The organism is Solidesulfovibrio carbinolicus (assembly GCF_004135975.1).
GTDB classification, from domain to species: Bacteria; Desulfobacterota; Desulfovibrionia; order Desulfovibrionales; family Desulfovibrionaceae; genus Solidesulfovibrio; species Solidesulfovibrio carbinolicus.
In genome coordinates, this window is sequence record NZ_CP026538.1 from 1,831,941 (window position 1) to 1,857,545 (window position 25,605).

Annotated in this window: 19 protein-coding genes and 1 tRNA gene; 9 read left to right on the plus strand and 11 right to left on the minus strand. The window is 63.3% G+C overall.

Annotated elements, in window-relative coordinates; genetic code table 11:
* Positions 1-15: 15 nt before the first annotated feature.
* The 6 genes from C3Y92_RS08155 to C3Y92_RS08180 all read left to right on the plus strand — a co-directional run bounded on the left by C3Y92_RS08155 (position 16) and on the right by C3Y92_RS08180 (position 7,120).
* Positions 16-666 (plus strand): endonuclease III domain-containing protein, encoded by a 651-nt coding sequence (locus C3Y92_RS08155; protein WP_129351498.1) that lies wholly within the window; start codon positions 16-18, stop codon positions 664-666.
* Positions 663-1,691 carry a murein hydrolase activator EnvC family protein gene (locus tag C3Y92_RS08160; protein WP_235669652.1) on the plus strand — a complete coding sequence of 343 codons (1,029 nt, stop codon included), beginning with the start codon at positions 663-665 and terminating at the stop codon, positions 1,689-1,691. Before C3Y92_RS08155 ends, C3Y92_RS08160 begins: the two co-directional genes overlap by 4 nt.
* 81 nt (positions 1,692-1,772) lie before the next feature.
* The gene (locus tag C3Y92_RS08165; protein WP_129351502.1) at positions 1,773-3,059 is read left to right on the plus strand and encodes a S41 family peptidase; all 1,287 of its coding nucleotides are present in this window, start codon (positions 1,773-1,775) and stop codon (positions 3,057-3,059) included.
* Positions 3,060-3,147: 88 nt separating this feature from the next.
* Complete coding sequence (locus C3Y92_RS08170) at positions 3,148-4,359, plus strand: divergent polysaccharide deacetylase family protein (protein WP_129351504.1); 1,212 nt, start codon at positions 3,148-3,150, stop codon at positions 4,357-4,359.
* Positions 4,360-4,591: 232 nt separating this feature from the next.
* Complete coding sequence (locus C3Y92_RS08175) at positions 4,592-6,445, plus strand: adenylate/guanylate cyclase domain-containing protein (protein WP_129351506.1); 1,854 nt, start codon at positions 4,592-4,594, stop codon at positions 6,443-6,445.
* Between the two features lie 15 nt (positions 6,446-6,460).
* Positions 6,461-7,120: a hypothetical protein gene (locus C3Y92_RS08180; RefSeq protein ID WP_129351508.1), complete on the plus strand. Its 660-nt coding sequence runs from the start codon at positions 6,461-6,463 to the stop codon at positions 7,118-7,120.
* Positions 7,121-7,300: 180 nt separating this feature from the next.
* Here C3Y92_RS08180 and C3Y92_RS08185 read toward each other — a convergent pair whose 3' ends face one another.
* The 3 genes from C3Y92_RS08185 to C3Y92_RS08195 form a co-directional block, all read right to left on the minus strand.
* A complete protein-coding gene (locus C3Y92_RS08185; protein WP_129351510.1) occupies positions 7,301-7,510 on the minus strand; it encodes a TOBE domain-containing protein in 210 nt (69 codons plus the stop codon).
* A 302-nt stretch (positions 7,511-7,812) separates the two neighbouring features.
* Positions 7,813-9,015 (minus strand): GGDEF domain-containing protein, encoded by a 1,203-nt coding sequence (locus C3Y92_RS08190; RefSeq protein ID WP_129351512.1) that lies wholly within the window; start codon positions 9,013-9,015, stop codon positions 7,813-7,815.
* 99 nt (positions 9,016-9,114) lie between these two features.
* On the minus strand, positions 9,115-11,058 hold the full coding sequence (locus C3Y92_RS08195) for a YgiQ family radical SAM protein (protein WP_129351514.1): 1,944 nt from the start codon (positions 11,056-11,058) through the stop codon (positions 9,115-9,117).
* 179 nt (positions 11,059-11,237) lie between these two features.
* Here C3Y92_RS08195 and C3Y92_RS08200 point away from each other — a divergent pair, with 179 nt between their 5' ends.
* A complete protein-coding gene (locus C3Y92_RS08200; protein ID WP_129351516.1) occupies positions 11,238-12,872 on the plus strand; it encodes a glutamate synthase-related protein in 1,635 nt (544 codons plus the stop codon).
* A gap of 338 nt (positions 12,873-13,210) precedes the next feature.
* Positions 13,211-13,993 carry a hypothetical protein gene (locus C3Y92_RS08205; protein WP_129351518.1) on the plus strand — a complete coding sequence of 261 codons (783 nt, stop codon included), beginning with the start codon at positions 13,211-13,213 and terminating at the stop codon, positions 13,991-13,993.
* On the opposite strand, the gene C3Y92_RS08210 is transcribed toward C3Y92_RS08205, so the two are convergent.
* The 7 genes from C3Y92_RS08210 to C3Y92_RS08240 form a co-directional block, all read right to left on the minus strand.
* The gene (locus C3Y92_RS08210) at positions 13,954-14,751 is read right to left on the minus strand and encodes a class I SAM-dependent methyltransferase (RefSeq protein WP_129351520.1); all 798 of its coding nucleotides are present in this window, start codon (positions 14,749-14,751) and stop codon (positions 13,954-13,956) included. The genes C3Y92_RS08205 and C3Y92_RS08210 overlap by 40 nt on opposite strands.
* A gap of 13 nt (positions 14,752-14,764) precedes the next feature.
* Entirely contained in the window at positions 14,765-15,709 is a 945-nt protein-coding gene (locus tag C3Y92_RS08215; RefSeq protein WP_129351522.1) for a tyrosine-type recombinase/integrase, read from the minus strand.
* Between the two features lie 225 nt (positions 15,710-15,934).
* Complete coding sequence (gene acs / locus C3Y92_RS08220) at positions 15,935-17,920, minus strand: acetate--CoA ligase (protein ID WP_129351524.1); 1,986 nt, start codon at positions 17,918-17,920, stop codon at positions 15,935-15,937.
* 500 nt (positions 17,921-18,420) lie between these two features.
* Positions 18,421-19,182: a zinc ribbon domain-containing protein gene (locus C3Y92_RS08225; protein ID WP_129351526.1), complete on the minus strand. Its 762-nt coding sequence runs from the start codon at positions 19,180-19,182 to the stop codon at positions 18,421-18,423.
* 18 nt (positions 19,183-19,200) lie between these two features.
* The gene (locus C3Y92_RS08230) at positions 19,201-20,226 is read right to left on the minus strand and encodes a Nif3-like dinuclear metal center hexameric protein (RefSeq protein WP_129351528.1); all 1,026 of its coding nucleotides are present in this window, start codon (positions 20,224-20,226) and stop codon (positions 19,201-19,203) included.
* Positions 20,227-20,361: 135 nt separating this feature from the next.
* A tRNA-Ile gene (locus C3Y92_RS08235) sits at positions 20,362-20,437 on the minus strand.
* Between the two features lie 154 nt (positions 20,438-20,591).
* Entirely contained in the window at positions 20,592-21,497 is a 906-nt protein-coding gene (locus C3Y92_RS08240) for an NAD(P)/FAD-dependent oxidoreductase (RefSeq protein ID WP_129351530.1), read from the minus strand.
* 184 nt (positions 21,498-21,681) lie between these two features.
* On the opposite strand from C3Y92_RS08240, the gene C3Y92_RS08245 reads away from it, so the two are divergent.
* Positions 21,682-24,441, plus strand: coding sequence for a PAS domain S-box protein (locus C3Y92_RS08245; protein WP_129351532.1), 2,760 nt, complete (start codon positions 21,682-21,684; stop codon positions 24,439-24,441).
* A 144-nt stretch (positions 24,442-24,585) separates the two neighbouring features.
* Here the strand turns inward: C3Y92_RS08245 and C3Y92_RS08250 are convergent, their stop codons facing one another.
* Positions 24,586-25,605: a WD40 repeat domain-containing protein gene (locus C3Y92_RS08250; protein ID WP_129351534.1), complete on the minus strand. Its 1,020-nt coding sequence runs from the start codon at positions 25,603-25,605 to the stop codon at positions 24,586-24,588.

Consider the following 25,605-nt stretch of genomic DNA (forward strand, 5'->3'; position numbering starts at 1 on the left):
ACAGGGCATCCGGCCATGAAGCGCCAAACCCTTTTTCTCAACATGTACGGGGCCATGCTCGACGCCATGGGCCCAAGCGGCTGGTGGCCGGCCAAGACGCCCTTGGAGATGGCCGTGGGTGCGATCCTGACCCAGAACACCAACTGGCAGGGCGCGGCCAAGGCCGTGGCCGGACTGCGCGAGGCCGGGCTGCTCGATCCTTACGCCCTGCACGCCGCCAGCCTGGAAACCGTGGCCGAGCGCATCCGGCCGGCCGGGCATTTCCGGGTCAAGGCCGGGCGGCTCAAAAACCTCATGGCGCTTATCGTGGAGGAGCTTGGCGGCGACTTGACCGCCCTGGCCGGCTACGATCTCGATCAGGCCCGGGACAAGCTCTTGTCCGTCAAGGGCGTTGGCCCCGAGACCGCCGACAGTATTTTGCTCTATGGCCTGAACCTACCGGCCTTCGTGGTGGACGCCTACACCGCCCGTATCTGCTTCCGCCACGGCCTGGCCCCCGAGGAGGCCGGCTACGACGAGCTGCGGGAGCTGTTCATGGACGCGCTGCCCGAGGACGTGGGGCTATATAACGAATTCCACGCCCTGCTGGTGCGCGTGGGCAACGCCTGGTGCCGGCCGCGCGCGCCCAAATGCGCCGCCTGTCCTTTGGAGCGTTTTTTGCAATGAAGACGGCGCTTTTGGCCCTTATGTGCCTGCTGGCCCTGGCCGGGCCGGGGCAGGCCGTCAAACCGCCGACGGTCCCGCCCAAGGCCGTGTCGGCGGCCCAGGACGCGGCCAAGGCCCGGCTGGCCGAGGCCCGGGCCAAGGTGGCGGCCCAGTCGGCCGAGGCCGCCCGGCTTGGCCGGGAGCTGGCCGCCCTGGAGGCCGCCCGGGACGCCGAGGCCAGACGCCTTGCCGCTCTGACGGCGGCCTTGTGGCCGGTTCGGGCCGAGAGCCTGGCCGGGGCGGCCCAGGCCGAGGATTGGGCCGAGGCTGACCGCCGGTTCGTCTGGACGCGGTCGCTTATCGAGGCGGCCGGCGCGTCGCGGCTGGCCTTTGAGGCCGCCGCAGCCAAGGCCAAGGCCGGGCGGTTGGCCCGGGACGACGCGGCCTTGCGGTTGCTGGCCGGGCGCAAGGAGGCCGACGTGGCCTTTGCCGCCGCCGTGGCCGGCCGGCTGCGCGAGCTGGAAGCGGCTTCCAGCCCGCCGGGGCGCGGCGACGAGGCCGCCCTGGCCGAGGCCCTGGACGCGGCCGCCGCGCCGGATGACGGGGCGGCTGGCGAGGCATCGACGGGCGAGGAGGGCGCGGCCGGGCCGGCGGTCTTCACGCCGCCGCCCGGCGGGCTGGCCTGGCCGAGCCAGGGGCGGGTGGCCTTGCCCTTTGCCCCGTCCGGCCGCGACGCCCGGCAGGGGCTGGTGCTGGCCGTGCCCGAAGGATCGCCCGTTGTGGCCGCCGCCGACGGGCGGGTGGTTTTCACCGGCACGTTGCGCGGCCTGGGCCGGGTGCTTATCCTGGCCCATGACGACCGTTGCCACACGGTCTATGCCTGCCTGTCGGAAACGAGCCTCGCCGTGGGCGAGGTCGTGCCCCGCCAGGGGACACTCGGCCGCAGCGGCTATTGCAACCAGACGCGCGCCCCCGGCGTCTATTTCGAATTGCGTTTTCGGGAAAAAGCCCTTAATCCGGCGGAGTGGCTCGCCGTCAGGCGCTAGGCTCGGCTGCCGGCCGGTTTCGCGGGGATAGGCGTTTTCACCCGAGGCCGGCGTTTCGGTCCGCATTTCCTGGAGGATGGTATGCGTCTTTTGACCAAAGTGTCCTGTTCCCTGGCCGTTAGCCTGGCGTTATGCTCCGTCGCGTTTGCCGCCAAACCCGAGGAAGACCGGTTCGCGCCACTCAAGCGCTTCAGCCAGGTCATGGATCTGGTGGAAAACCACTACGTCAAGCCGGTCACCCGCAACGAACTCATCGACGGGGCCATCGTCGGGATGCTGCAGCAGCTCGATCCCCATTCGAGCTTCTTGTCCAAAGACGAGTTCAAGGAGATGCAGGTCAGCACCTCTGGCGAATTCGGCGGCATCGGCATTGAAATCAGCATGGAAAACGGCCGCCTGACCGTCATCTCCCCCATCGACGACACCCCGGCCGACAAGGCCGGCATCAAGGCCGGCGACGTCATTTTGGAAATCGAGGGCGAGTCCACCCAGGACATGACCCTGGTCGATGCCGTGCAAAAAATTCGCGGCCCCAAGGGCAAGGCCGTGTCCCTGACCCTTATCCACAAGGACCAGCAAAAGCCCTTCAAGGTGAAAGTGGTGCGGGACACCATCCCCATCATCAGCGTCAAAAGCAACGAAGTGGAGCCGGGCTATCTCTACATCCGCCTGACCCGCTTCAACGAGAACACCACCGCCGAGCTCAAGCAGGCCCTGGCCGACTACCAGGCTAAAAGCGGCAAGCCGCTCAAGGGCGTCATCCTCGACCTGCGCAACAACCCCGGCGGACTTCTGGAACAGGCCGTCAACGTCTCCGACGTGTTTTTGCCCTCGGGCCAGATCGTCTCCATCAAGGGCAAGAACCAGGAGCAGGAAAAGATCTTTTCCGCCAAGGGCGACGGCGCCGACGTGGCCGTTCCCCTGGTGGTGCTCATCAATTCCGGCTCGGCCTCGGCCTCGGAGATCGTGGCCGGTGCCCTCAAGGACCACAAACGCGCCTTGCTTGTCGGTGAAAAAACCTTTGGCAAGGGTTCTGTGCAGACCGTCATCCCGCTGTCCGACGGTTCGGGCATCAAGCTTACCACCGCGCTGTACTACACGCCAAGCGGCCGCTCCATCCAGGCCGAAGGCATCGAGCCCGACTTCATGGTCCCGCTCCAGGATACCGAGTCCGACCGTGACAAGCTCTCGGTCAACCACCAGTTCCGTGAGCGCGACCTGTCCCGGCATCTGGAAAACAAGAAAAAGAAACCCGAGGCGACGGACGATCCCAAGCAGAAGATGCTCGATCAGCTCGCCCGGGACAACCAGCTCAAGCTGGCCCTGGAACTGGTGAAGTATTTCCCCATCAAAACCTACGCCCCCTAAGAAGCGCCAGGCCAAAAAGGGAGCCGCCAAGCCCGCCAAAGGGCAAGGCAAGGCTCCCCGGCGCTCCGGAGCCGGAGAGAACAACCGTGTGGTTCTCTCCGGCAAACCTGTTTTTACGGCCGTGGCCGCCCTGGCCCTGGTCGCTACGCTTGCCGTGCTCGCGGCGCTCCTGTTCGGCCCGTTCCCGACGCCCCCGGGCGAACGTCAGGCGGCCAAGCCGCAAAAGCCGGCCGTAAACCAACAGGCGGCCCGCAAAAAGCCCGAACCGCTCAAACCCACGTCCAAGGCGACGGCGGCCGTTTCCGAGGCCACAGCGCCCCCGGCCGCGACGCCCCAGGCCACGCCCCCGACCCCAACCGACGAGCAGGACGCTCTGACCCTGGCCCGGGCGCTGTCCCAGGCCCAGACCCAGGCCCGGGGCACGCCGCCGCCCGTGCATTTCGAAGAGCACCTGCCGCCCCAGGCCGTCTCGCCGGAAAACGGCAACGGCAACGGCAACGGCACTGGCAACGGCAATGGCAATGGGAACGGCAACGGGCCGCACGAAGTGCGGGGCAAGGTCGAACCGCCGGCTGGCGGGCAAGCCCAGCCGCCCGAGCCGACGGCCCAGCCCGTGGCCCGGGACGAGGGCAAAAATCCGCGCATGGTCGTGGTCATCGACGACATCGGCGACCATCCGGTCATGGCGCAGCACCTTACGGAACTGCCGTTTCCCGTCACCCTGGCCATCCTGCCCAACCGCCCCCGGACGCGGTCCGTGGAGACCATGGCCGTGGCCCGGGGCGTGGAACTCCTCCTGCACCAACCCATGCAGCCCGGAACCTACCCTCGAGTCAACCCCGGGCCGGGCGCGCTTTTCACCGACATGGAGCCCGAGCGCGTGAAGGACATCCTGGCCGACAACCTGAGTCAGGTTCCCCACGTCAAGGGCATCAACAACCACATGGGCTCGGCCTTTACCAGCGACCCGGCCGGCATGGACGCCGTCATGGCCGTGCTCAAGCAAAAGGGCCTTTTTTTTCTGGATTCGGTCACTTCGGCCGTCAGCGCCGCGCCCGAGGCGGCGCGCAGGCACGGCGTGCCGTTTTACCGCCGGGCCGTGTTTCTGGACAATGTCCGCAACGTCCGCACGATCCTGGGCCAGCTCAAGACCGCCGAGCGCAACGCGCTCAAAAACGGCCGGGCCATCGCCATCGGCCATCCCTACGGCGAAACCCTGGAAGCCCTGAAAATCTGGGCCAAGGAACGCGACAGCCGCGTTGAGGTGGTGACGCTCACCGAGCTAGGGCCTGAATTCTAGCGCCACGTCCCCGAAAAGCGCCTGAGGCGTTTCGAGGGCAACAGCATACCATGCCGGTTTTTTATAACAAATACGTTCGTATTGTTTACAGGACCCGGTTTCTTGAGCTGTCCGGGTCGCAAGATTTTCATGGACGGCCCGGGCCGGCTGGCCGATACTGCCGCCCGGGGCCTCGTCTGCCCATGCCGTCGCCAACCGCCCGCCAAACCTCCGGCCTTCGCCGCCATAGCCCATGCAATTCAAACCCGTTTTCTACACCGGCCTGACCTTGGCCGCCCTGGCCCTGGGGCTTTTCACCACCCGTTTGGAACCGGCCCGGCGCGTGGACGCCTGGTCGTCGGATCTGTGGCATGTGCTGGCCGGCAAGCGCTTCGAACCCCAGCACGTGGCCGTGGCCCTTTTGGACGACAAGGCCCTGGCCGCCGAACCTGACCGGCCGCTGGTTTTCTGGGGACCGCTGTACGCCAAGATCCTGGCGAGGCTTCGCGAGGTCGGGGCCGTGGCCGTGGGCATGGACATCCAGCCGGCGCTGAGTCCCGTCACCTGGATGGACATCATCGGGGCCGACGCCAGCCGCGATTTCGACCGCGACTTCATGCTGGAGTTGGCCAAGGGCAAGGTCGTCCTGGCCGCCAGCGTGTCCACCGAATCGGGCGAACCGTCGTTTAGCCTGCCGGCTACGGACTATCTGCTGGCCTTGCCCCGTCACGAGGCCGATCTCGGGCTGACCAACGTGCCCCTGGACCGTGACGGCGTGGTGCGCCGATTCGCCCCGGCCTTGTACAGCGAGGGCGAGCCACGCCTGTCCTTTGCCGCCGCCTTGGCCAAAAAAGGCGCACCAGGTATTTCTGGCGCGCCGGGGCTGGCCGGCCTGGATGACCGGGCCGCCTTGCAGCCGCGCCCTATCGCCTATGCCGGCCCGCCCGGGACTTTTGCCCATGTGAGCTTCGCCCGGCTGCTGGCCCCGGACGCCTTGAGCGACCCCATGGTTCAGGCCCTGGCCGGCAAGCTCGTCATTCTGGGCATCGACATCCACGGCGCCCACGACCGACTGGCCTCGCCGTACTCCCTGCCGCTGTTCGGCGCGCCCAAGGAGTTCATGCCCGGCCCCGAGATCCATGCCAACATCATCGAGGCCATGCTGACCGGGCGCTCGCTGACGAACATCGGCCTCGGCGCCGCGGCCGGGGCCTGGTTGCCGTTTCTGGCCCTGTGCTCCCTGGCCTGTTCGCGGCTTGGGCCGGGGCGTTCGGCCCTGGCCGCCCTTGGACTGGGGCTTGGGGCTTTCGGCCTGGGCTATGGTCTGTTTCTGGCAGGGCGGCTTCTGCCCCTGGCCGGCCTTGACGTCGGACTGGTGGCCGTCTGGGCCGGGGCCAACGCCGTGCGCCTCACACGCGGCGAGCGGGAAAAAGCCCACATCCGCCACGCCTTTGGCAAGTACGTGTCCGACGCGGCCATTACCGCCATCCTGGCCAGCGGCAAACCGCCCGCGCCAGGCGGGTCCCTGGCCACGGTCACCGTCCTTTTCTCTGATATCCGCGATTTCACGACATTAAGTGAAAAGCTCACGGCCGAGGAAGTGGTGGAGCTCTTGAATGTCTACTTCAGCCGGGTCTGCGACATCATTTTGGCCCATGGCGGTATGATCGACAAATTCGTCGGCGACGCGGTCATGGCCGTTTTTGGCGCGCCTCTGGCCGATCCGAAACATGCGCGCCAAGCCCTTGCCACGGCACTCGGCATGATTACTGCTTCCCATGACTTTGAGACCTGGATGCGCGAGCGTTTTCCCAAGCTCGGTGACTGGCGTTTTCGCATCGGCGTGGGGCTGCACAGCGGCCCGGCCGTTGTCGGCAACATCGGCTCCCGCCAGCGGCTCGATTTCACGGCCATCGGCGACACGGTCAACACCGCCTCGCGCTTGGAAGGCGTGACCAAGGACATGGGCTGCCCCATCGTGGCCAGCCGCATGACCGTGGAAATGGCCGGGCCGGGCGTCGCCACCGGCCGCGAGGAAATGGCCCGGGTCAAGGGCAAGAGCGAACCCGTGCCGGTCCTGGAAATCCTGGGACTGGCCGATACATAGAGAAAAGGAGCTTCCATGCGTCGCGCCGTCGCGTTTTTCGTGTTTGTGATTCTGGCCGTGGGCCTGTCCGGTGTTTACGCCCTGGCCGACGCGCCGCGTCTGGTCTGTCTGGTGGCGGCCGTGTCCGGCCAGGCCAGCCTGTCGCCGGCTGACGGCCCGAAAAAGCCCCTGGAACTCTTTACCCGCCTGCGCGAGGGCGAACGCCTGGAGCTGGCCCGGGGAGCCGAGGTGCAGCTGGCCTTTTTGCAGCTTGGCCAGCGCGAGACCTGGACCGGGCCGGCCACGGTGCTCATCGCCGCCGCCGGCGGCCAAAGCCCCAACGCGTCCACGCCGCCGGTGGTGGACAAGCTGCCGGGCAAGCCCAAACCGGCCACGGGCGAAGCCTCGTCCATCCTCAGCCAGGCCGGCGAGCAGGCCACGGCCCAGGTCAAGACCCGGGAGGTCGCTCTGCCCGAGGACAGGCCCCTTTCCGAGGAGGAGCGGGCGCAACTGGCCGATGTCGAAGGGCAGGTGGCCGAGATGCGAAAGACTGCCGCGCCCGGCGACGTGACCCCGGACATTGCGTTGCTGGAAGAACTCACCCGCCTGGGCCAGCGCCGCAAAGCCCTGGAGGAAGTGCGCCGGTTGCGCGAGGCTTACCCGGACAACGCCGCCCTGGCCGCTTTCGAGGAATAACCGCCAGGCGGCAGCGGCGCGGCCGGGGCGGCGTTGCCCCTCCGCCGGTCGTCGCCTGGTTTTCTGAGTCATGGAGCGGCCGAAGCCGCCCCATGCAACGCCAACGGCCGGCCCGGGAACCTCCGACAGGTTCCCGGGCCGGCCGCGTTTTGGCGGACAGGCGCTGTCTGTCTCGACCGATTATTCCTTGACCGGCACCACGTGGATGGCCTTGACCACCAGCAGCACCGTATCGCCCGGGGTCAGGGAGAGGTCTTCCACGGATTCGGTGGTCAGCACCGACGCCATGGCGTGGGGGACCTCCACGCTGAAGTTGACCTGGGTCATGACGTCGCCCTTTTTCACGGAAGTCACCTTGGCCGGAATCTGGTTCCTGGCTCCGTAGCGCATGGTCGTCTCCTGGGTGTTAGAGATTTGTGGGCGGAAAAGGTTGTGCTGCGTAGATGACGTTTTTATGATATTTCGTGATGTGGCTTATATGTTATTGTTATCTTGTGCTGTAATTTCTGAAGGTATTTAGTGTAATAAAGCTATGACATAGGATAGAATTGCTTTTGAGACGGCATGGTCTTGTCTCGAAAATCGACGCTTGTGTCGCGTTATGTTGATCAGGGCGCTTGCGTTATTCTGTTTTGTAAAAAGTATGGTCGGTTTTCTGTAAAATGCCCTCCGTGTATTTCGAGGGAGCGACACTAGACGCAAACCCTGTCGCGGCCCTGGGCTTTGGCTTTGTAGAGAGCGGCGTCGGCTTGTTGCAGCAGGATGTCGGCGGACCTTATGGCCTTCGTCATGCTCGCTATTCCAAATGATGACGTTATCCGAAATTGTTCCGCAAGATTGGGGCCATCGAAGAGCAGATCGGCGATATCCCGGCGCAGTCGTTCGGCAATGTCAACGGCTTGGTTGGCGTCGGTGTCGGGCAGAATGACGAGAAATTCCTCGCCGCCGAAGCGGAACAACTCGTCGTTGTGCCGCAGGCTCGACTTCACCTGGCTCCCCGCCTGGGCAAGGACACGATCGCCGATGACGTGCCCGTAGGTGTCGTTGATGGTCTTGAAGTGGTCCAGGTCGAACAGGATCAGGGAAAAGGGTTCGTCGGAACTGTTGTGCCGGGAGACATGGTGATGCAGTCGCGACTGCATATGGCTTCTGTTGTATGCTCCAGTGAGAACGTCGATCTTCGAACGCTCGATGATTTCCTTGTTGGCCTGGGAAAGCCTGGACTGAGTATCCATGAAATCGAGGAGGGGAAAGCAGAGGATGAGCGCGTCCAGGCAGAGCATGTTGCCAAAAAGCACGATGGCGGTCAGGTTGGGGCCGATGGCGTCGATGGGCGAGGCCGGAGAAAGCCAGCCGGCGCACAGGATGGCGGCCCGGATAAAGAGCGTTGTCGCCAGCAGGAGGCAGAAGCCGTACATGGACCAGACTACGGCGTTGGTTGGTCGGGTTTTTCGGATGATTTGCAGCGCGGTATACAGATACAGCGCGCCGTTTATGGCCGAGGTGTAAATCCCTGGCAAGTGCTTGTCATGCGTGGTCATGACTAAAAAAACAAAAGTAAACGCGAAAATTGAGGAAACTGTCAGGCCAAAGCGCAGTGTTGGTTGATGGCGGGCCAATGCAAATATAGACAGGGTAATGAATATGGGCAGTGAAAGGATGCACAGGTTGGCTATAGGCAGCGAGGCGATGTTGATGCCGGTCATGAATCGCAGCAGGAACAAGGCCCAGCCTAGGGAAAACGCAAAACAGCCGTAAGATAGGATTAAAAGATAGTTTTGACGTCTGATCTTGTGTAGAACCAGCAGAAAAAGACCTTTGATGAAAAAACTTGCGACGGCCATATTGATGACGGTCTTTGACTGGAAAAAAAGCAATATTGCGCTAATATCCATAATGCCGCCCGGTTTTGCCGACGCCCGCTTACTCAGTACGTGGCGTAGGTTCAGATAATACAAGTCTTGGAAACGGATGTTTGGCCTGCAGAGGCTGCTTTATGCCCCGTGTTTGCGGCGCAGGCCGCGCTGGTCGTCAGTCGCCGTGGAGCGCGAGTCGGGTTTGCCTCTGCGGCCGTCCGGGTGACCGCGCCCGGCGTCCCCCTTGCCCGGGCGCGGCGGCGGCGCGTCGCGGCGGGAAGAAGCGGGTGCGCCCGGGGCGCGGCGTCCGGGCCGCCGGTCGGGCTGGCCCTTGTCCTGGCCGGCCAGGCGCTTTTCGCGCTCGCCGCCCAATACGGCGTGCTGGCGCAGGCGCTCGGCGTCGGCGTCGGCCACAAAAAGCGGCTGGCCGGACAGGTCCGTGCCGGCGAAATACATGGCCGCCGCCGCCGTGCCGGGCAGGGGGATGAAGCACTGCACCTGACTCGGCCGCCAGCCCTTGCCGGCGAACCACTCGGCCATGCGCCGCATGTCCTCCAGGGTGCAGCCCGGAAAAGCGCTCATGAGGTAGGGGACCACGTATTGCTCCTTGCCGGCCCGGCCGGATTCCCGCTCGAAGACCTTCAGGAACCGCTCGAACACGGCAAAGGGCGGCTTGCGCATGAGCCTTAGCACCCGGTCGTTTTGGTGCTCCGGGGCCACTTTGGCCTGGCCGCCGGTAAAACGCCGCACCATGCGCCCAAGAGCCGCCTCGTCGGCCAGGGCCAGATCCATGCGCCAGCCGCTGGCCACCCGCACATGGCGTACGCCCGGAACCTCGGCCACCGCCTCCAACAGATCGACGAACGCGCCCTGGTCCACGGAAAAATGTTTGCAGATGGTCGGCGTCAGGCAGCTTGGCCGCTGGCAGGAAGACATGTCGCCCTGGCAGCGCCCGCCCCACATGTTGGCCGAGGGGCCGCCCACGTCGCTCACCGAGCCGTCGAAGCCCGGCGTCTCGGCGAGCCGCGCCGCTTCGGCCAGCACCGAACCGGCGCTGCGCGAGCGTATGGCCCGGCCCTGGTGCAGGGCCAGGGTGCAAAAGGAGCAGCCGCCGGCGCAGCCCCGGTGGATGTTGAGGCTGCCCCGGATCATGTCCGCCGCCGGGATGGGCAGCGCGTAGGCCGGATGCGGCCGGCGCGAGTAGGGCAGGGCGTAGAGGGCGTCCAGGGTTTTGCCGGAAAGACCCGGCCCGGGCGGGGTGAGCACGGTCAGCCGGTCACCGCTACGCTGCACGGCGAGCTGCTTGTTCTGGTGGACGTGGCGCTCCAGGGTCAACGTGGCCTCGATGAGCCGCTTGGGGGCGGCGGCGATGGCCTCATGGGCCGGCAAGGTCAGGACGTCGGCCTGCGGGAACCGCTGGGGCAGTTCGTCGGGCTTGAGGGAAAAGGCCGCGCCGGGAAGTTCGGTGAGGACATCGGCCAGTAAGCCCCCTTCGTCCTCCAGCCGGTCCAGTCCCTCGGCCAGGGCCAGGATGCCGGTCTCGGCCATGCCGTAGAGCACCACGCTGGCCTTGGCGTCGTAAAGGACCGAGCGGCGCAGGGCGTTTGACCAGAAATCGTAGTGGGACACGCGCCGCAGCGAGGCCTCGATGCCGCCCAGGGCCACGGGCAGGCCCGGAAAGGCCCGGCGCACGAGGTTGGCGTAGACGATGGCCGCCCGGTTGGGGCGCGCGCCGGCCTTGCCGCCCGGGGTGTAGGCGTCGTCGGAGCGTTTTTTGCGAAAGGCGGTGTAGTGGGCCAGCATGGAGTCCAGCGACCCGGCCGTGACGCCGGCGAATAGGCGCGGCCGGCCCATGGCGGCAACGTCCGCCGCGTCGCCTTCCCAGCGCGGCTGGGCCACAAGGCCGGTCTTGTAGCCGTGGGCCACAAGCCACCGGCCAAGCAGCGGCGCGCCAAAGGACGGATGGTCCACGTAGGCATCGCCGGTGACGAGCAGGACATCCAGGCTGTCCCAGCCGAGGGCGTCCATCTCGGCCCGGGTCATGGGCAAAAAGTCGGGTTGCGTCAGGGGCGTGCGTGCCATGATGGCAGTATGGCCGCTTGGGGGCGACAGGTAAAGCGCGGTTTCGCGGCCGGCCGGGAGGCCCCGGGATTCCCGGGAAGCCTTCCCGAACATTCGGGAGATCGGCCCATGGACACCCGCCCGGCCGTCCTGTGTATTACGGCGGTTTTATTCCACTCTACGATCCGCCAGGAGAGACCATGCGCAACCTGTCCAAGACCAACGACGTCCTCGGCACGACCAATCGCGGCAATGTCGCCCCGTCCGGGCTGTGCACCCTGTGCCGCGCCGACTGCGCCGGCAAATGCGAAACATGGCTGTCGAGCCTCAAGGGCCGGGCCATGCTCTATCCCCGGGATTTCGGGATCGTCACCGCCGGCAGCGGCAACACCGAACACGTGGGCGTGAGCTACGACGCCCTGCGCATCCAGGGCTACAACTACGGTGCCCACGCCGTGGCCGCCGGGCGCACCACCAATCCCGACGACTGCCTGTTCACCAACGTGAACCTGGAAACGGCCTTTGGCAAAGGCCTCAAGGCGCGCTTGCCGCTCATGACCGGGGCGCTGGGGTCGACCTTTATCGCGGCCAAGTACTGGGACAGCTTCGCCATCGGCTGCGCCCTGGCCGGTCTGCCCATCGTCATCGGCGAAAACGTGGTCGGCGTGGACCGGGCGGCCGTCATCGAGAACGGCAAGATCACCGCCGCCCCGGAACTCGACCGGCGCATCGACGGCTATCTGCGCTACTTCGACGGCTACGGCGCGGTCATCGTGCAGCTCAACGTCGAGGACGCCCGCAACGGCGTGGCCGAGTACGTGGCCGACAAGTACGGCGACAAGGTGGTGGTGGAGCTCAAATGGGGCCAGGGGGCCAAGAACATCGGCGGCGAGATCGAGGTCAAAAGCCTCGACTACGCCCTGTTCCTCAAAAAGCGCGGCTACCTCGTGGACCCGGACCCGCAGGACCCGGCCGTGGTCGAAGCCTTCCAAAACGGCGCGGTCAAGGGCTTCGCCCGCCATTCGCGCCTGGGCTACACCGACCTTGCCGGCAACGACGCCGTGCGCGAGGCCTTTGCCGCCAACGTCGCCTATCTGCGCTCGCTTGGGTTCCGCAACATCTCGCTCAAGACCGGGGCCTACGGCATGGAAGCCTTGGCCCTCTCCCTGCGCTGCGCCACCGACGCCGGGCTTGATCTGCTCACCATCGACGGCGCCGGCGGCGGCACGGGCATGAGCCCCTGGAACATGATGGAGACCTGGGGCGTGCCCTCCATCCTGCTCCACGCCAAGGCGGCCGAGTACGCCGCACTTCTCGCCTCGCGCGGACAGCGCGTGGTCGATCTGTCCTTTGCCGGGGGCCTGGCCCGGGAGGACCACATCTTCAAGGCCCTGGCCCTGGGCGCGCCCTATGTGAAGCTCGTGTGCATGGGCCGCGCAGTGATGATCCCGGGCTTTTTGGGCTCCAACATCGAAGGGGCCCTTAATCCCGCGCGCCGAGAGGCGGTCAGCGGCAATTGGGACAGCCTGCCCAAGACCGTCACGGACATCGGCCGCACGCCCGAGGAACTCTTCGCGGCCTACTCCACGGTGAAGGAAAAAGTCGGCGCGGACGAGATGGCGAACATCCCTTACGGGGCGGTGGCCATCTGCACCCTGGCCGACAAGCTCGGCGCGGGCTTGCAGCAGCTCTTGGCCGGCGCGCGCAAGTTCGCGGTCACCTCCATCGACCGTCGCGACATCGCCTCGGCCAACCGCGAAACCGAGCGGGAGACCGGCGTGCCGTTTATCACGGATGTACAGGACGAGGTGGCGCGGGGGGTGTTGTTGGGGTAGGGTGGAGAGTTCGCCGCTGGTTGTTGCGGCGAAGTCTTGCTGGGAAGTCCTGGTCGGGGGGAGCCTCCGGTCAGGACTTTTCTTTTTGGCGGGTAGACCACTTCAGACACCAGAAAAGTAATTGCTTGAATAATATAGATTTTGACATTTGATGGTGGTTTTCGTATGCTTAACCGGATTGACCGTCGGCGTGCTGCCCTCTGATGTGTATCAGTTAGCAATTTTTGCGTTTAGCAAGGCTATGCACTGGCCCTGAATTGATTAAAGCCTTAGTCGCGGGGAGGTGATCTCCCCTGAAAGTGTACATCTAACCAATCGATAATTGAGAATTATCTATTATGAAAATTGCAGAAGGAAGAATGGGAAAATGGCTTGGCATTTTGTCGGGCCCAATTCTTAGTCTTATTGCATTTGTCGTGTCGTATTATTTAGATCCTTTAAATTTTGGAGGTCAAAAAGAACTTGCAGCGATACCTGCGCTGCTGTTTTCTATTATAGTCTTACTAATAGGGCAAGGGATAAACACTGATCTTGAAATTCGAAAGGCATCAATGTACTCTGGACAGGCCTGTGAAGCTGTAAAAGACTATCTGCATGTTATAAAAATTGGATCACCAGAGAAAGCTCTTCAATATATTATTGGAAGAATGCCGTCACTTCGAGAAGTTGACAATACATCATTCAATATAGAAGGAGAGCAAGAAAGGGCCTCAGAAAAATACTATGACACTGATACATATAACGATTCATGCAAGCAAATAGCATACTACTCTTCAAAAAAATTAATATGGAAAGACATTGGCGATAGTTGGGCAATAGATAGATTTCGAGAGATTGAAACTGCATCTAGACGACTTGCCAAAGGGAATGCGTGTCATTATAAGTACAAGCTTATCGGGCATAAAGATCCGCAAATGAATTTCATTATTCTCGAGTACGCTGACGATACTCGCGAGGTGTTGTTTAACTGGGATTTTCGAGGGATAGGGAAAGACCCCATCGTACTCTTGTCGAGAGACCATCAAGTGATAGAGATGTTTGCAATACATTATGCACAGCTATGGAAAAGGGCGAGTTTCGATCACGACAGTGTAGCCACTAAATCGACTTCAACAAAGTAAGATTGTTCTGGATTTGGTGTCGCTACATATTTTTCTTGCCATTTAATAAGTAAATTCCTTGCGGTTTCACTTAAGAACTGCGCATTCCAATTGATTGTCTCGTCGAGATAATGCTTAAAACTGTTTGTATATGGAGATCTCTTCTCGAACACATCGAATTCAATGTCTTTTTGTGTAAAATCGGATGCAGATATTGCTTGAATAGTTCTGTCAATGTCATAGTGTCGAAACATATTGCTGTCTGAAAGAGCTGTGAATAATGACATTTCTATCTCGAAGCGCTCTTTATTGTCCATTGGGCCGAATCGCATAGTTCCTTCATCATATTGGCGTATCACGACACAACCGTTTTTATTAAGCTTTTTGTGCAGGCTATTTAAAAAGTTAAGACTGTCATTAACATATGAAAACATATTAAATACGAGGAACATGTCGGCGCAGGGGATGTTGCTACTTGATTCAATATCAGATTGAATGAATTCGTGACTCCTTTTCCAGTTTTGAGAGATTTCTTTTGCCTTAGAAATTGCAGCGGTATCACCGTCAATCCCAATAAAATGACAGTTTGCTGAAGCGATTTTATCTAAAATGTTGAGCCATAGACCTGTTCCACAGCCTAAGTCGACGATACATGCTGGTGAGCTTTGAAGAATTTTTTTTGCAAAGTGCATTCGTTCATTTATTTTTGCATTGTGATGAATTTGAAGCCATTCAGACGAACTTAGCGGGCGGCCCGATTTGTTGATCCATGATGTCATTGGTAATTCTCAATTATCGATTGTTCTCCTCGGCATTGAGTTGGAGGCGGGGGTGGCGTTCCGTTAAGGCTTCCCTTTGGGCCGAGAGGCTGACATGGGTGTATATCTCCGTGACGGCCAAGGAGCTGTGTCCCAAAAGTTTTTGAATATTTCGGATGTCCACTCCATTTTCAAGCAGCAATGTGGCTATGGTGTGTCTGAACATATGTGGTGTCGCATGTTCTGGTATGCAAGATAGAGTGTTGTATTTTTTTATGATATGGCGTACGGATTGGTCGGAGAGCGGGCGTTTGTCTCTATTTAGAAAAAATTGGGTGCTTGGATCAAGGTATTCAGTGTATTGGGCCATGTAGGTAGTCAGCGCATTGACTGTTGAGTCGTTGCATAATGGTATTACTCGTTCGCGTTTTCCTTTTCCAAGTACAAGTATTTGTTGGTTTCTTAAGTCGACGTCGGAAACTTTCAGCTTGCATAGTTCAGAAACCCTGATGCCTGTGGAGAATAGTATTTCCAGTACGGCAATATCTCTGGTCTTCTCTTTGTAGTTGGCTGTGTCTTGTTTAGCTCTTTCGAGCGAATTGTATGCTGCTTTCAGTAGCTTGTTGACGGATGGTAATGATAGAGTTCTCGGTAAATTTACCGCTCTGTCAAGTCTGAGTCTGAGCTTCCTGAATGGCGAGTTTTCGATGTGCTCCTCTTGTTCAAGGAAAGAAAAAAACGATTTAAGTGTTGCGATCTTTCGTTTTATGCTTCGTGGTTTGTAATTGTCGTCCAGCCACGATAAATAATTGCGTATAACATTCTTGTCTATTTCTGTTACGGAGTTCAGCGATGCCACGTACCGTTTCTCTTGGAATTGACTGAGGTCCAACTTGTAAGCCGTCAAAGTAAATGGCGCCAATCCCCTTTCGAGTCTGCAGTGTAACAGAAAATTATCGATAGCTTTTTGCACGGTCATTGCGACTTCCTTCATGTCGATTCGGACATCTCGCCGATTCTGACACAAATAGTATGGAAAGTCACAGGGATAGGGGTTTATTCGTGTATTGCATTTGTTTTGTTCGGTAGTCCGGTTCGCCGTTCATTTGTCAGTATTATTATCAGAATTAATAAAAAGCGGCCCAGGGGTATTCTCACCCCCGGGCCGCCTTGATTTATTCTTCTATTATTGGTCAGGCGTCGCCTATTTTCCAAACAACCGCTTCTTGCCGTCGATGAGCTCGTTCACCACGCTCGGATCGGCCAGGGTCGAGGTGTCGCCCAAGCTTTCCACTTCGTCCGAGGCGATTTTGCGCAGGATGCGCCGCATGATCTTGCCGCTGCGTGTCTTGGGCAGGCCTGGGGCGAACTGGATCACCTCCGGCGCGGCGATGGGGCCGATCTCCTTGCGCACATGGAGCTTGAGGCCCTTGAGCAGCTCCTCGCTCTCGTCGTAGCCGGCTTTCAGCGTCACGTAGGCGTAGATGCACTGGCCCTTGATGTCGTGGGGCATGCCGACCACGGCCGCTTCGGCCACGGTCGGGTGCGACACCAGGGCCGATTCGATCTCGGCCGTGCCCATGCGGTGGCCGGAGACGTTAATGACGTCGTCGACCCGGCCCATGATCCAGAAATAGCCGTCCTCGTCGCGCCTGGCCCCGTCGCCGGACTCGTAGCAGCCCTTGAACGCCGCGAAATACTGCTGCTTGAAGCGGTCCTTGGCCCCCCAGATGCCGCGCAGCATCCCGGGCCAGGGCTTGCGGATGACCAGGAATCCGCCCTGGTTGGGGCCGACTTCCTTGTTTTCCATGTCCACGATGGCCGGATCGATGCCGGGCAGCGGCAGCGAAGCCGAACCGGGCTTGAGCGGCGTGGCGTAGGGCAGCGGCGAAATCATGAGCCCGCCGGTCTCGGTCTGCCACCAGGTGTCCACGATGGGCAGCTTCGAGCCGCCAATGTGGTCATGGTACCACATCCAGGCTTCGGGGTTGATGGGTTCGCCAACCGATCCGAGGATGCGCAGCGACGACAGGTCGTGCTTCTGGGTCCAGGCCGGGCCGGACTTCATGAGCGAGCGGATGACCGTGGGCGCGGTGTAGAAGACGTTGACCTTGAACTTGGAGCAGATCTGCCAGAAGCGGTCCGGGGCCGGGTAGGTGGGCACGCTCTCGAACATGAGCGAGGTCGCGCCCAGGGCCAGCGGGCCGTAGACGATGTAGGAATGGCCGGTGATCCAGCCGATGTCGGCGGTGCACCAGTGGATGTCGTCGTCTTTGAGGTCGAAAACGATCTGCGAGGTGTGGGCGGCGTAGGTCAGGTAGCCGCCGGTGGTGTGGTAGACGCCCTTGGGCTTGCCGGTGGAGCCGGAGGTGTAGAGGATAAACAGCACATCCTCGGCGTCCATGGACTCGGCCGGGCAATCGCCCTCGACGTCGTGGTCGGCCATGACGTCGTGCCACCAGACGTCGCGGCCGGGCTGCATCTCCACGTCGTTGCCGGCGTGGCGCAGCACGATGCATTTATCGATGGTCGGGCATTCCTTGAGGGCTTCGTCGGCGTTGGGCTTGAGCGGGATGGTCTTGCCCGAGCGGATGACGGCGTCGCTGACCACGATGACCTTGGATTCGCAGTCGTTGACGCGGTCGCGCAGGCTATGGGCCGAAAAGCCGGCGAAAACGATGCTGTGGGGCGCGCCGATGCGGGCGCAGGCCAGCATGGCGATGGCCAGTTCCGGCACCATGGGCAGGTACAGGCTCACCCGGTCGCCCTTTTTGACGCCCATCTTCTTGAGCACGTTGGCAAACCGGCAGACTTCGTCGTGGAGCATCTGATAGGTGTAGGTGCGCACGTCCTCGTCTTTCTCGCCCTGCCAGATGATGGCGGCCTTGTTGCGGCGGCCGTTGGTCAGATGGCGGTCCAGGCAGTTGTAGGCGGCGTTGAGCTTGCCGCCGGCGAACCATTTGATTTCGGGGGCGTTGAAATCGTATTCGAGGACCTTGTCCCAGGGGGATTCCCAGGTCAGCAGGTCGGTGGCGCGCTCGGCCCAGTAGCCCTCGGGGTCTTCGATGGAGCGTTTGTAGATGGCGCGGTATTCGTCGAGGCTTTTAATGTAGGCGGTGTCGCGTCCGGCGGCGGGCGGTTCGAAGGTGCGTCCTTCCTGCTGGAGGCTTTGGATATTGTCGGCGGTCATGGATTCCTCCCGGTTGGGATTTGGCGTCGCGTATGGGGGCACAGTGCCGTAAAGCGCCCGGCCCGAAAAGCGTAAATCGGCCAATGGCGGAAACAATCCAATAATCGTATCGGGCTTGGGACAAAAGACCGTTCACCGAGAAATCGACGCCGTTTACCGACCAGCTCCGGGGCTGGCGTGAACTCGCTTGTGCGGGGCCGGCAATCGGGCAGCGCGCTGCCCATGCACCAACCCCGATCCACAAAAGAAAAAGCCGGCGCGGGGCCGGCTTTTTCAGGTATTCGCCAGAAAGCGGAGCGCTCGTACAAGCTTGGAGAAGACCGGTCGGACGCGCGGCCCGAAGCTATTGAGCCTCGCTCACAACCGGAGAACGTCCGCCCTCCCGATTGCCGCAGTAGCCCCTTGACCCCATCACTCATTTGGGGGGTCCGGGGGCCTCAGGCCCCCGGCCGCCGGAGGCATCTTCTCTATTCTCTTTCTATTCTCTTTCTACTCTCGCCTTAATCAGCCGCGTTCTCGGCGGCTTCGTCCTCGGGCTTGACTTCGGGTTCGATGTGTTCGCTCCAGTAGATGAGCCGCTGGCAGTTGGGACAGCTCAGGATCTGGATGCCCTTTTGCAGTTCGATGAACGACTGGGGCGGGATGGCGATATGGCAGCCCGAGCAGATGCCGGCGTTGACGGGCACGATGACCGGGTTTTTAAGGCGCGAGCGGATGAATTCGTAGCGCTGGAGGATGGGACGGGGCACGGCCTGGCCGGCTTCGTTGCGGCGCAGACCGAGTTCGTCCAGGCGGCTCTGGGCCTGCTGGATGCGGGCGTCGAGGCTTTCGCGGGCCACGACCAGTTCGCTGTCGAGTTCCTTGGCCTGACCGTCGATGTCGGCCAGCTCCTGGTTTTGGCGGGAGAGTTCCTCGGCGACGGTGGTCTTTTCCTCTTCGCGGCCGCGGTTTTGCTTTTCCAGATTGTCCATCTCGCGCATCATGGCGTGATATTCTTTCTGGTTGCCGACCATCATCATCTTGCTTTTGCTCTTTTTGAGCCGCACGGAATCGGTTTCGATTTCGCCGTCCAGGCGCTTTTGCTGGTCGGTCAGATACTTGAGCTTGTCGCGGACGAGCTCGGCGCTGTCCTCAATGTCCTGGCGGCGCTTTTCGAGCTCAATGATCTGTTCCGGGGCCCGTTTGAGTTCATCCTGGAGCAGGACGATTTCGTCGTCGACCTTCTGCAGGACCACGAGCTGTTCGATCTGTTTCAAATACATGACTGTCTCTCCGAGTGGTTATTCGTCCCGGGCGACGTGGTCGTCCGGGCGGCAGGCGGCCATGGGGTCCCGACCAGGGAAATAGCGGACTTCGGGGCCGTCAGGGCCGCATTCGGCGGCTATAAGGGCGGCGAAACGCCGCATCATGACTTCTTCCAGGGAGAAATGCCCGACGTCGATCAGGCAGCGCCCGGCCGGCACGGCCTGGGCTTGATGGTACTTGAGATCGCCGGTGACGTAGACGTCGGCTCCGGCGGCAAAGGCCCGCGGAGCCATGTCGGCCCCGGAGCCGGGGCAGTAGGCAAGGCGGGAAATCCGGTCCGGCAGCGAGCCGGCCAGGGTGAAAAAGGGGCGCGGCAGCAGTTCGCCCAGCTGCGCCAGCAGCGCCTGGGGCGCGACGGGCGCGGGCAGGTCGCCGACAAGGCCGTAGCCGTAGACTTCGGCCGGCTCGGCCAGTTCCTGCACGGCGACCAGGGCGGCCTCGGGCACGGCGGCCAGGGCGGCTGCCTGGGCTGTCTGGCGCAGCCGGGGCGGGCAGACGGCTTCGATGCCGTCCGACCCCAAGGCAAAGGCCGTGACTCCGGGCAGGGCGGCCAGGGCGGCCTGCAGGGCCTCGGCGCGGCCCTTGGCGACGAAGCGCAGGGCGAGGTGCGGCACACGGCCGGCCGGTTCCAGGACGCGGCGTCCGGTCAGGCCGAGGGCGTCGGCCAGCCAGCCGGCCGGGCCGTCGGTGACCACGTCCAGGGAGGTGTGGGCGCTGTAGAGGGTCGCCCCGCTGGCCATGACCAGGGCCAGGACGCGGTGGTAGTCGTCGAGGCGGTCGGGCAGGCGCGGGGAGAGGGTGAGCGGATGGTGGGCCAGGACGACTTCGGCCCCCCAGTCCAGGGCCTGGGCCACCACGTCCGGCAGCGGATCGAGGGTGACGGCGAGGCGGGCGCAGGACGGGACGGTTCCGGCGATCTGGACGCCGCTGCGGTCCCAGGAAGCGGCTCGGGCCGGGTCGGCCACGGCCTCGATGCGGGCGATGAGGTCGGCTACGCGCATGGGAGAACGCAAAAGGCGCTTTTTGGGGCCGTGTCGGCAAAAAAGCGCCTCTGGAGGAGCCCCTTGGCCGCCGCGTGGGCGGTGGCGGAGGGCGTATAGAAAAAGGCGACGATTGCTGTCATGGAACCTTCGTCGTGGTGGGCCCACCAGGATTCGAACCTGGGACCTGCCGGTTATGAGCCGGTGGCTCTGCCAACTGAGCTATAGGCCCATGCCGCGATAGCGAACTGGTATTGATACGCCGTGCTCCTTGGCTCTGTCAAGACCCAGCCCGACCGCAACACTCCCGCCCGTCGCCGTGCCCATGCAGGGAGGGTCCGGGAGGGGGGTACCCCCTCCCGGCCGCCGGAGGCATTCCTCCCTGCTTATTTGGCGTCCTTGCCGGCGCGTTCCTTCACATGGGCGATGGCGGCGCGGCCGGCCTTGGCGCCTTCGCCCACGGCCACGCTGATTTGCATGAAATGGCCCACGCAGTCGCCGGCGGCGAACACGCCGGGCACGTTGGTCTTTTGCTCGTGGTCGGCCTCGATGAACGCGCCCCGGGTGGCGACGCCCAGGGTCTTGGCGAAGTCCAGGGCCGAGGCCTGGCCCATGGCCACGAAAAGGCCCTCGGCGGCGATTTCGGTCCCGTCCTCCAAGGTTGCGCCGGTCATGGCCGGTTGGCCGGAGAGGCGTATAATCTTGGCGGTGGAGACGGTGATGCCGGCTTCGGCCAGGCTGGCGGCGAACCGCTCGTCCATGGCCGGTTCCTTGCCCTGGGTGTAGATGACGACGTCGGAGGTGAAATTGGTCAGTTCCAGGGCTTGGTTGGCGGCGTAGTTGCCTTCGCCGACCACGACCACCTTGCGGCCCCGGTAGAAAAAGCCGTCGCAGCTGACGCAGTAGGAGACGCCCTTGCCGTCGTAGTCGCCGATGTTGGCGATGCCGGGGCGCACCCGGTTGACGCCGGCGGCGATGACGATGGCCTCGGCCTCGATTTCTTCCTTGTCGGTGACGCAGTGGAAGCCGCCGGTCTCGGTCATGTGCACGGCCAGCACGCGTTCGCAGGCGATGCGCGCGCCGAAGCGCTGGGCTTGCTTGACGCCGCGTTCGATGAGTTCGCGGCCGGAAATGGTTTCCGGGAAGCCGAAATAGTTGTCGATATCGTAATCGCCGGCGATTTTGGGTTCGCAGCCGGCGACCAGGGTTTCCATGCCGGCCCGGGCGGTGTAAATGGCGGCGGAAAGGCCGGCCGGGCCGGAGCCGATGACGAGGCATTGGGTCTTTTGCATGTTGTCGTCTCCCTTGCCGCGCCGCGCCGCGCCCGAAATACCGGCTTTCGGCCGGGAGGGCGGGCGGGCATGGCCCTTGGCCGCGCCGCGTTGTCTTGGGCGCGACCCTGGCGTAGAATGCGCACTCGACGAGCGCTTGGCAAGTCCCGACGCCAGGAAGCGCAACCCCGCAAAGGAGCCAGGCATGGCCGATACGCCGTCCATTGATCCCGTTTTGTCCCTGGAGCTCGTGCGCAGCCTCTACGAAAAAGCGCCGGTGATGCTGCATTCCCTGGATGTCCGGGGGAGGTTGTTGTCGGTCAACGCCATGTGGCGGCAGACCTTGGGCTACAGCCTGGACGCGGTGGTTGGGCGTTCGTTTGGCGATTTCATGACGCCGGCCTCCCGGGCCGATTTCGAGGCGACCCTGCCGCGGTTCGTGCGGGAGGGCCGCCTCACGGACAAGCCGTACCAGCTCGTGGCCAGCGACGAGCGCGTCATCGAGGTGTCGCTGTCCGCTGTGGGCGAATACGACGCCACGGGGACCTTTCGACGCTCCCTGGCGGCCCTTGTGGACGTGACCGGCCGGCGGCAGGCCGAGGAAGCCCTGGCCAAGAGCGAGGAACTGTTCCGGCTGGCCTTCGAAAACGCCAACGAAGGTCTGGCCATGGTGGGCCTGGACGGCCGATTTCTGCGGGTCAACGCGGCCCTGTGCCGATTTTTCGGTTACGAATCCGAGGCGCTGCTTGGTAAAACCATCAATGATCTTGCCGCCGAAGGCCACGAAGCAGTCAGCCCGCGTTTCATTTCCCTGGCCCTGGCCGGGGTGCGCGAGGAATTCCGTTTCGAGAAGCGTTACCGCCATGCCTCGGGCGAGGAGGTCTGGGGGCAGGTCTCGGCCAAGCTCGTGCGCGGCAGCGGTGGGGAACCGCTCTATTTCATTTCCCATCTCCTGGACGTGACCGAGGCGCGGCGCACCGCGGCCCGGCTCACCCTGCACGCCAACACCCTGGAGGCCTTGTTGCGCCTGGGGCGTATGCGCGGGGCCAATCTGGCCGCTCTGGGCGAGTTCGTGCTCTCCCGGGGCGTGGCCCTGACGGCCAGCAAGAGCGGGCTTGCGGCCATGTCCGACCCGGCGACGGGCCGCTTTGCCGTATTGGCCGCCGGCAGCGAAGCCCTGGCCGTCTTCGGGCTTGGGCAAGGGACGCGGGAATTCGACCTGCGGGACTCGCCAAGCCTGGCCATGGCCGTGGGCGACCTGCGGCCGGTGGTGGGAGACACGCCCTGCTGTCGGCTGGCCACGGCCCTTCGCGGCGACGGGCAGACCTTTATTCTGGCTGTGGCCGGCCGGGCCACGCCGTACGGCGACGACGACATCAACCGCCTGACGCTGCTTGGCGAAGGGGTGTTGCGCCACGTCAAGGAACGCCGCCGCGAGGAGGACCTGACCACGGCCAGGCGCCAAGCCGAGGCGGCAAGTCAGGCCAAGAGCGGCTTTCTGGCCAACATGAGCCACGAGATCCGTACGCCTTTGTCCGGCATCATCGGCCTCACCCAGATGACCCTGACCCAGAACCCCAGGCCGGAGATCCGGGAGAACCTGGAACTGATCCTCGATTCCTCCCGGTCGCTTCTGGGCATCGTCAACGACATCCTGGATTTCTCCAAGATCGAGGCCGGCAAGATGGAGTTCGTGCCGGTGGACTTCGACCCGCGCGACACCCTGGACCGGACCATGAAGTCCTTCCAGTTCTTGGCCCGGCAAAAGGGGTTGATCCTGGGGGTGCGCATCGATCCGCAGGTGCCGGCCATGGTCCACGGCGACCCTGACCGCATCATGCAGGTGGTGCGCAATCTGGTCGGCAACGCGCTCAAATTCACGGACCAGGGCGAGGTGGAAGTGACGTTGTCCCTGGCCCGGCCGGGCGATCCCATGCTGGTGTCGTGCAGCGTGCGCGACACCGGCATCGGCATCCCCGAGGACCGGCTGCACGAGCTTTTCCAGGTCTTTTCCCAACTCGAATCCACCCGGGCCAAACGCTACGGCGGCACGGGGCTGGGGCTGGCCATCAGCCGGCGGCTGGTGGAGATGATGGGCGGGTCCATCGATGTGGAGAGTGTGCCGGGCCAGGGCAGCGCGTTCACTTTTACCGTGTCCCTGCGCCCGGCGAGCGCGGCCGCGCCTGAGCCGGAGCGGCTGGCATGCGCCGCCCAGGCCGGCGGTTTTGCCGGGTTGCGGGTGCTTTTGGCCGAAGACAACCAGGTCAATCGCCTTTTCCTCAAGCATTTTCTGACCGAAGCCGGCTGCCAGGTGCGTCTGGCCGGTTCGGGCCTGCAGGCCTTGGAGCTTTTGTGTCAGGAACCGGCCGATCTCGTGCTCATGGACATCCAGATGCCGGAGATGGACGGGGCCGAGGCCACCCGGCGCATCCGGGAGGGCGAGGTCGGGGAGGCGGCCCGGGGGATGCCGGTGGTGGCGCTGACCGCCTACAGCATGAAGGGAGACCGGGAGCGGTTTTTGTCGGTGGGGTTGGACGACTACGTGTCCAAGCCGGTGGACGTGGACGAGCTGTTTATGGTCATGCGCCGGGTGCTGTCCCGTCCGGTCGAGCCGGCCAAGGCGGCCGTGTCCGCCACCGGGGTCATGGACCTCGACTACTACGAACAGCGGGGCAAGTCGGCCTTTGCCCGGGAAATTTGCCGCATGTTTCTGGAGGAGAGCCCGCAGGTGGTGGTTTCCCTGGAAACGGCCATGCGGGAGGCGAACTGGGAAGCGGCCGGCGACGCCGCCCACACCCTGCTCGGCATGGCTGTGCCGCTGCGGGCCAGGGGGCTGACCGAAGGCGCGCGCAAGCTGCAAGAAGCCGGTCTTTCCGGCAACTCCGCAGGCTGCCGCGACGCCTGTCGGCTGGTGGTCGAGGAGCTGGGCAGGGTTCAGACGGCCATTGGCGAGTTGCTCAAATAGCCAAGCAAAACGCCCTGAAATCCCTCGCCGGATTCCAGGGCGTCCATATCATGAAGTGCCCTCGTCCTCCCCCATTCAGGGAGGGTCCGGGAGGGGCTTAGCCCCTCCCGGCCGCCGGAGCTCTCTTCCTGTCTTGCTTCCTCGTTACGCCATCTTCATAAAAAACGCCGGTCCGCCGTCGCTGCCGCCGGCCAGATGGCGGCCGTCCGGGGACCACACGAGGCTGGTCACGCGGTGGCTTTCCAGGGCGAAAAGCGGCGCGGCCCCCTTGCGCGAGGCGCTGCCGAGGAACACCACGCCGCCGTCGAAGCCGCCGGCCACCAGCGGCAGGGCGGGATGGGCGGCCACGGCCCCGAGCATGCCGTGTTCGAAGATGCCAAATACCGTGGCTTCGCGGGTGGCCGGATCAACGTCCGCGCCCACGGGCCAGCCGACAAAGGCGCGTTCGCCGCCGGTCCACAGCGTGCCGCCGTCGCTGGAAAAGGACAGGCAGCGCACCTTGGCCGGGTAGCCTTCCAGAAGGTAGCCGGCAGACTGGGCCAGATCGTAGACGCGCACGGACTTGTCCTGGGTGGCCAGGGCCATCTTGTCGTTGTCCGGGGAGAAGACCACGGTGAGGTTGGAACCGGCCCCTTCCAGACGGTTGCCGGGCGTGCCCGGGCGCGGCGGGGCATAGACGGTGACGCCGTCGTAGTGGCTGGCGGCCAGGGTGCGGCCGTCTGGGCTGACGGCCAGGCCGGCCACGGCGCTTGCCAGTTCCGGCAGTGGAGCCGGGGTGAAGTCGGGTCCGGGGAACAGCACCACCTGCTTGCCCACGGCCACGGCCAGCACCCGGCCGTCGGGGCTGGCGGCGGCGTGTTCGACCCACTGGCCGGGGAAGGCGGCCAGTTCGCGGCAGCCGGTTTCCAGGGTGGTCAGGACGACCCGGCCGTCGTCGCCGCCGGTGAGAAAGCCGTAGGGGGAGGCGGCCAGACACAGGGCCGCGCCGGTGTGGGGCGCGGCGAATTCGGTCTCGCCGGTCTCGGCCTCGACCAGGGCGAGGCGGCCGTCGCCCAGGGCGTAGGCAATGGTTTCGCCATCGGAGGAAAAGGCGCAAGAGGCGACATACGCGCCGAAATCGGCCCGCATGAGGCCCTTGAGTTCCGCGTCGGGAGTAAACGTCAT

Excerpts from the sequence above, each read along its gene's own strand:
- C3Y92_RS08215 (WP_129351522.1), bottom strand. The coding sequence starts at position 15,709 with ATGACCGTGCAAAAAGCTATCGATAATTTTCTGTTACACTGCAGACTC.
- C3Y92_RS08185 (WP_129351510.1), bottom strand. The coding sequence starts at position 7,510 with ATGCGCTACGGAGCCAGGAACCAGATTCCGGCCAAGGTGACTTCCGTG.
- C3Y92_RS08160 (WP_235669652.1), top strand. The coding sequence starts at position 663 with ATGAAGACGGCGCTTTTGGCCCTTATGTGCCTGCTGGCCCTGGCCGGG.
- C3Y92_RS08250 (WP_129351534.1), bottom strand. The coding sequence starts at position 25,605 with ATGACGTTTACTCCCGACGCGGAACTCAAGGGCCTCATGCGGGCCGAT.
- C3Y92_RS08180 (WP_129351508.1), top strand. The coding sequence starts at position 6,461 with ATGCGTCGCGCCGTCGCGTTTTTCGTGTTTGTGATTCTGGCCGTGGGC.
- C3Y92_RS08200 (WP_129351516.1), top strand. The coding sequence starts at position 11,238 with ATGCGCAACCTGTCCAAGACCAACGACGTCCTCGGCACGACCAATCGC.
- C3Y92_RS08155 (WP_129351498.1), top strand. The coding sequence starts at position 16 with ATGAAGCGCCAAACCCTTTTTCTCAACATGTACGGGGCCATGCTCGAC.
- C3Y92_RS08175 (WP_129351506.1), top strand. The coding sequence starts at position 4,592 with ATGCAATTCAAACCCGTTTTCTACACCGGCCTGACCTTGGCCGCCCTG.
- C3Y92_RS08245 (WP_129351532.1), top strand. The coding sequence starts at position 21,682 with ATGGCCGATACGCCGTCCATTGATCCCGTTTTGTCCCTGGAGCTCGTG.
- C3Y92_RS08210 (WP_129351520.1), bottom strand. The coding sequence starts at position 14,751 with ATGACATCATGGATCAACAAATCGGGCCGCCCGCTAAGTTCGTCTGAA.
- acs (WP_129351524.1), bottom strand. The coding sequence starts at position 17,920 with ATGACCGCCGACAATATCCAAAGCCTCCAGCAGGAAGGACGCACCTTC.
- C3Y92_RS08165 (WP_129351502.1), top strand. The coding sequence starts at position 1,773 with ATGCGTCTTTTGACCAAAGTGTCCTGTTCCCTGGCCGTTAGCCTGGCG.
- C3Y92_RS08195 (WP_129351514.1), bottom strand. The coding sequence starts at position 11,058 with ATGGCACGCACGCCCCTGACGCAACCCGACTTTTTGCCCATGACCCGG.
- C3Y92_RS08240 (WP_129351530.1), bottom strand. The coding sequence starts at position 21,497 with ATGCAAAAGACCCAATGCCTCGTCATCGGCTCCGGCCCGGCCGGCCTT.
- C3Y92_RS08225 (WP_129351526.1), bottom strand. The coding sequence starts at position 19,182 with ATGTATTTGAAACAGATCGAACAGCTCGTGGTCCTGCAGAAGGTCGAC.
- C3Y92_RS08190 (WP_129351512.1), bottom strand. The coding sequence starts at position 9,015 with ATGGATATTAGCGCAATATTGCTTTTTTTCCAGTCAAAGACCGTCATC.
- C3Y92_RS08230 (WP_129351528.1), bottom strand. The coding sequence starts at position 20,226 with ATGCGCGTAGCCGACCTCATCGCCCGCATCGAGGCCGTGGCCGACCCG.
- C3Y92_RS08205 (WP_129351518.1), top strand. The coding sequence starts at position 13,211 with ATGAAAATTGCAGAAGGAAGAATGGGAAAATGGCTTGGCATTTTGTCG.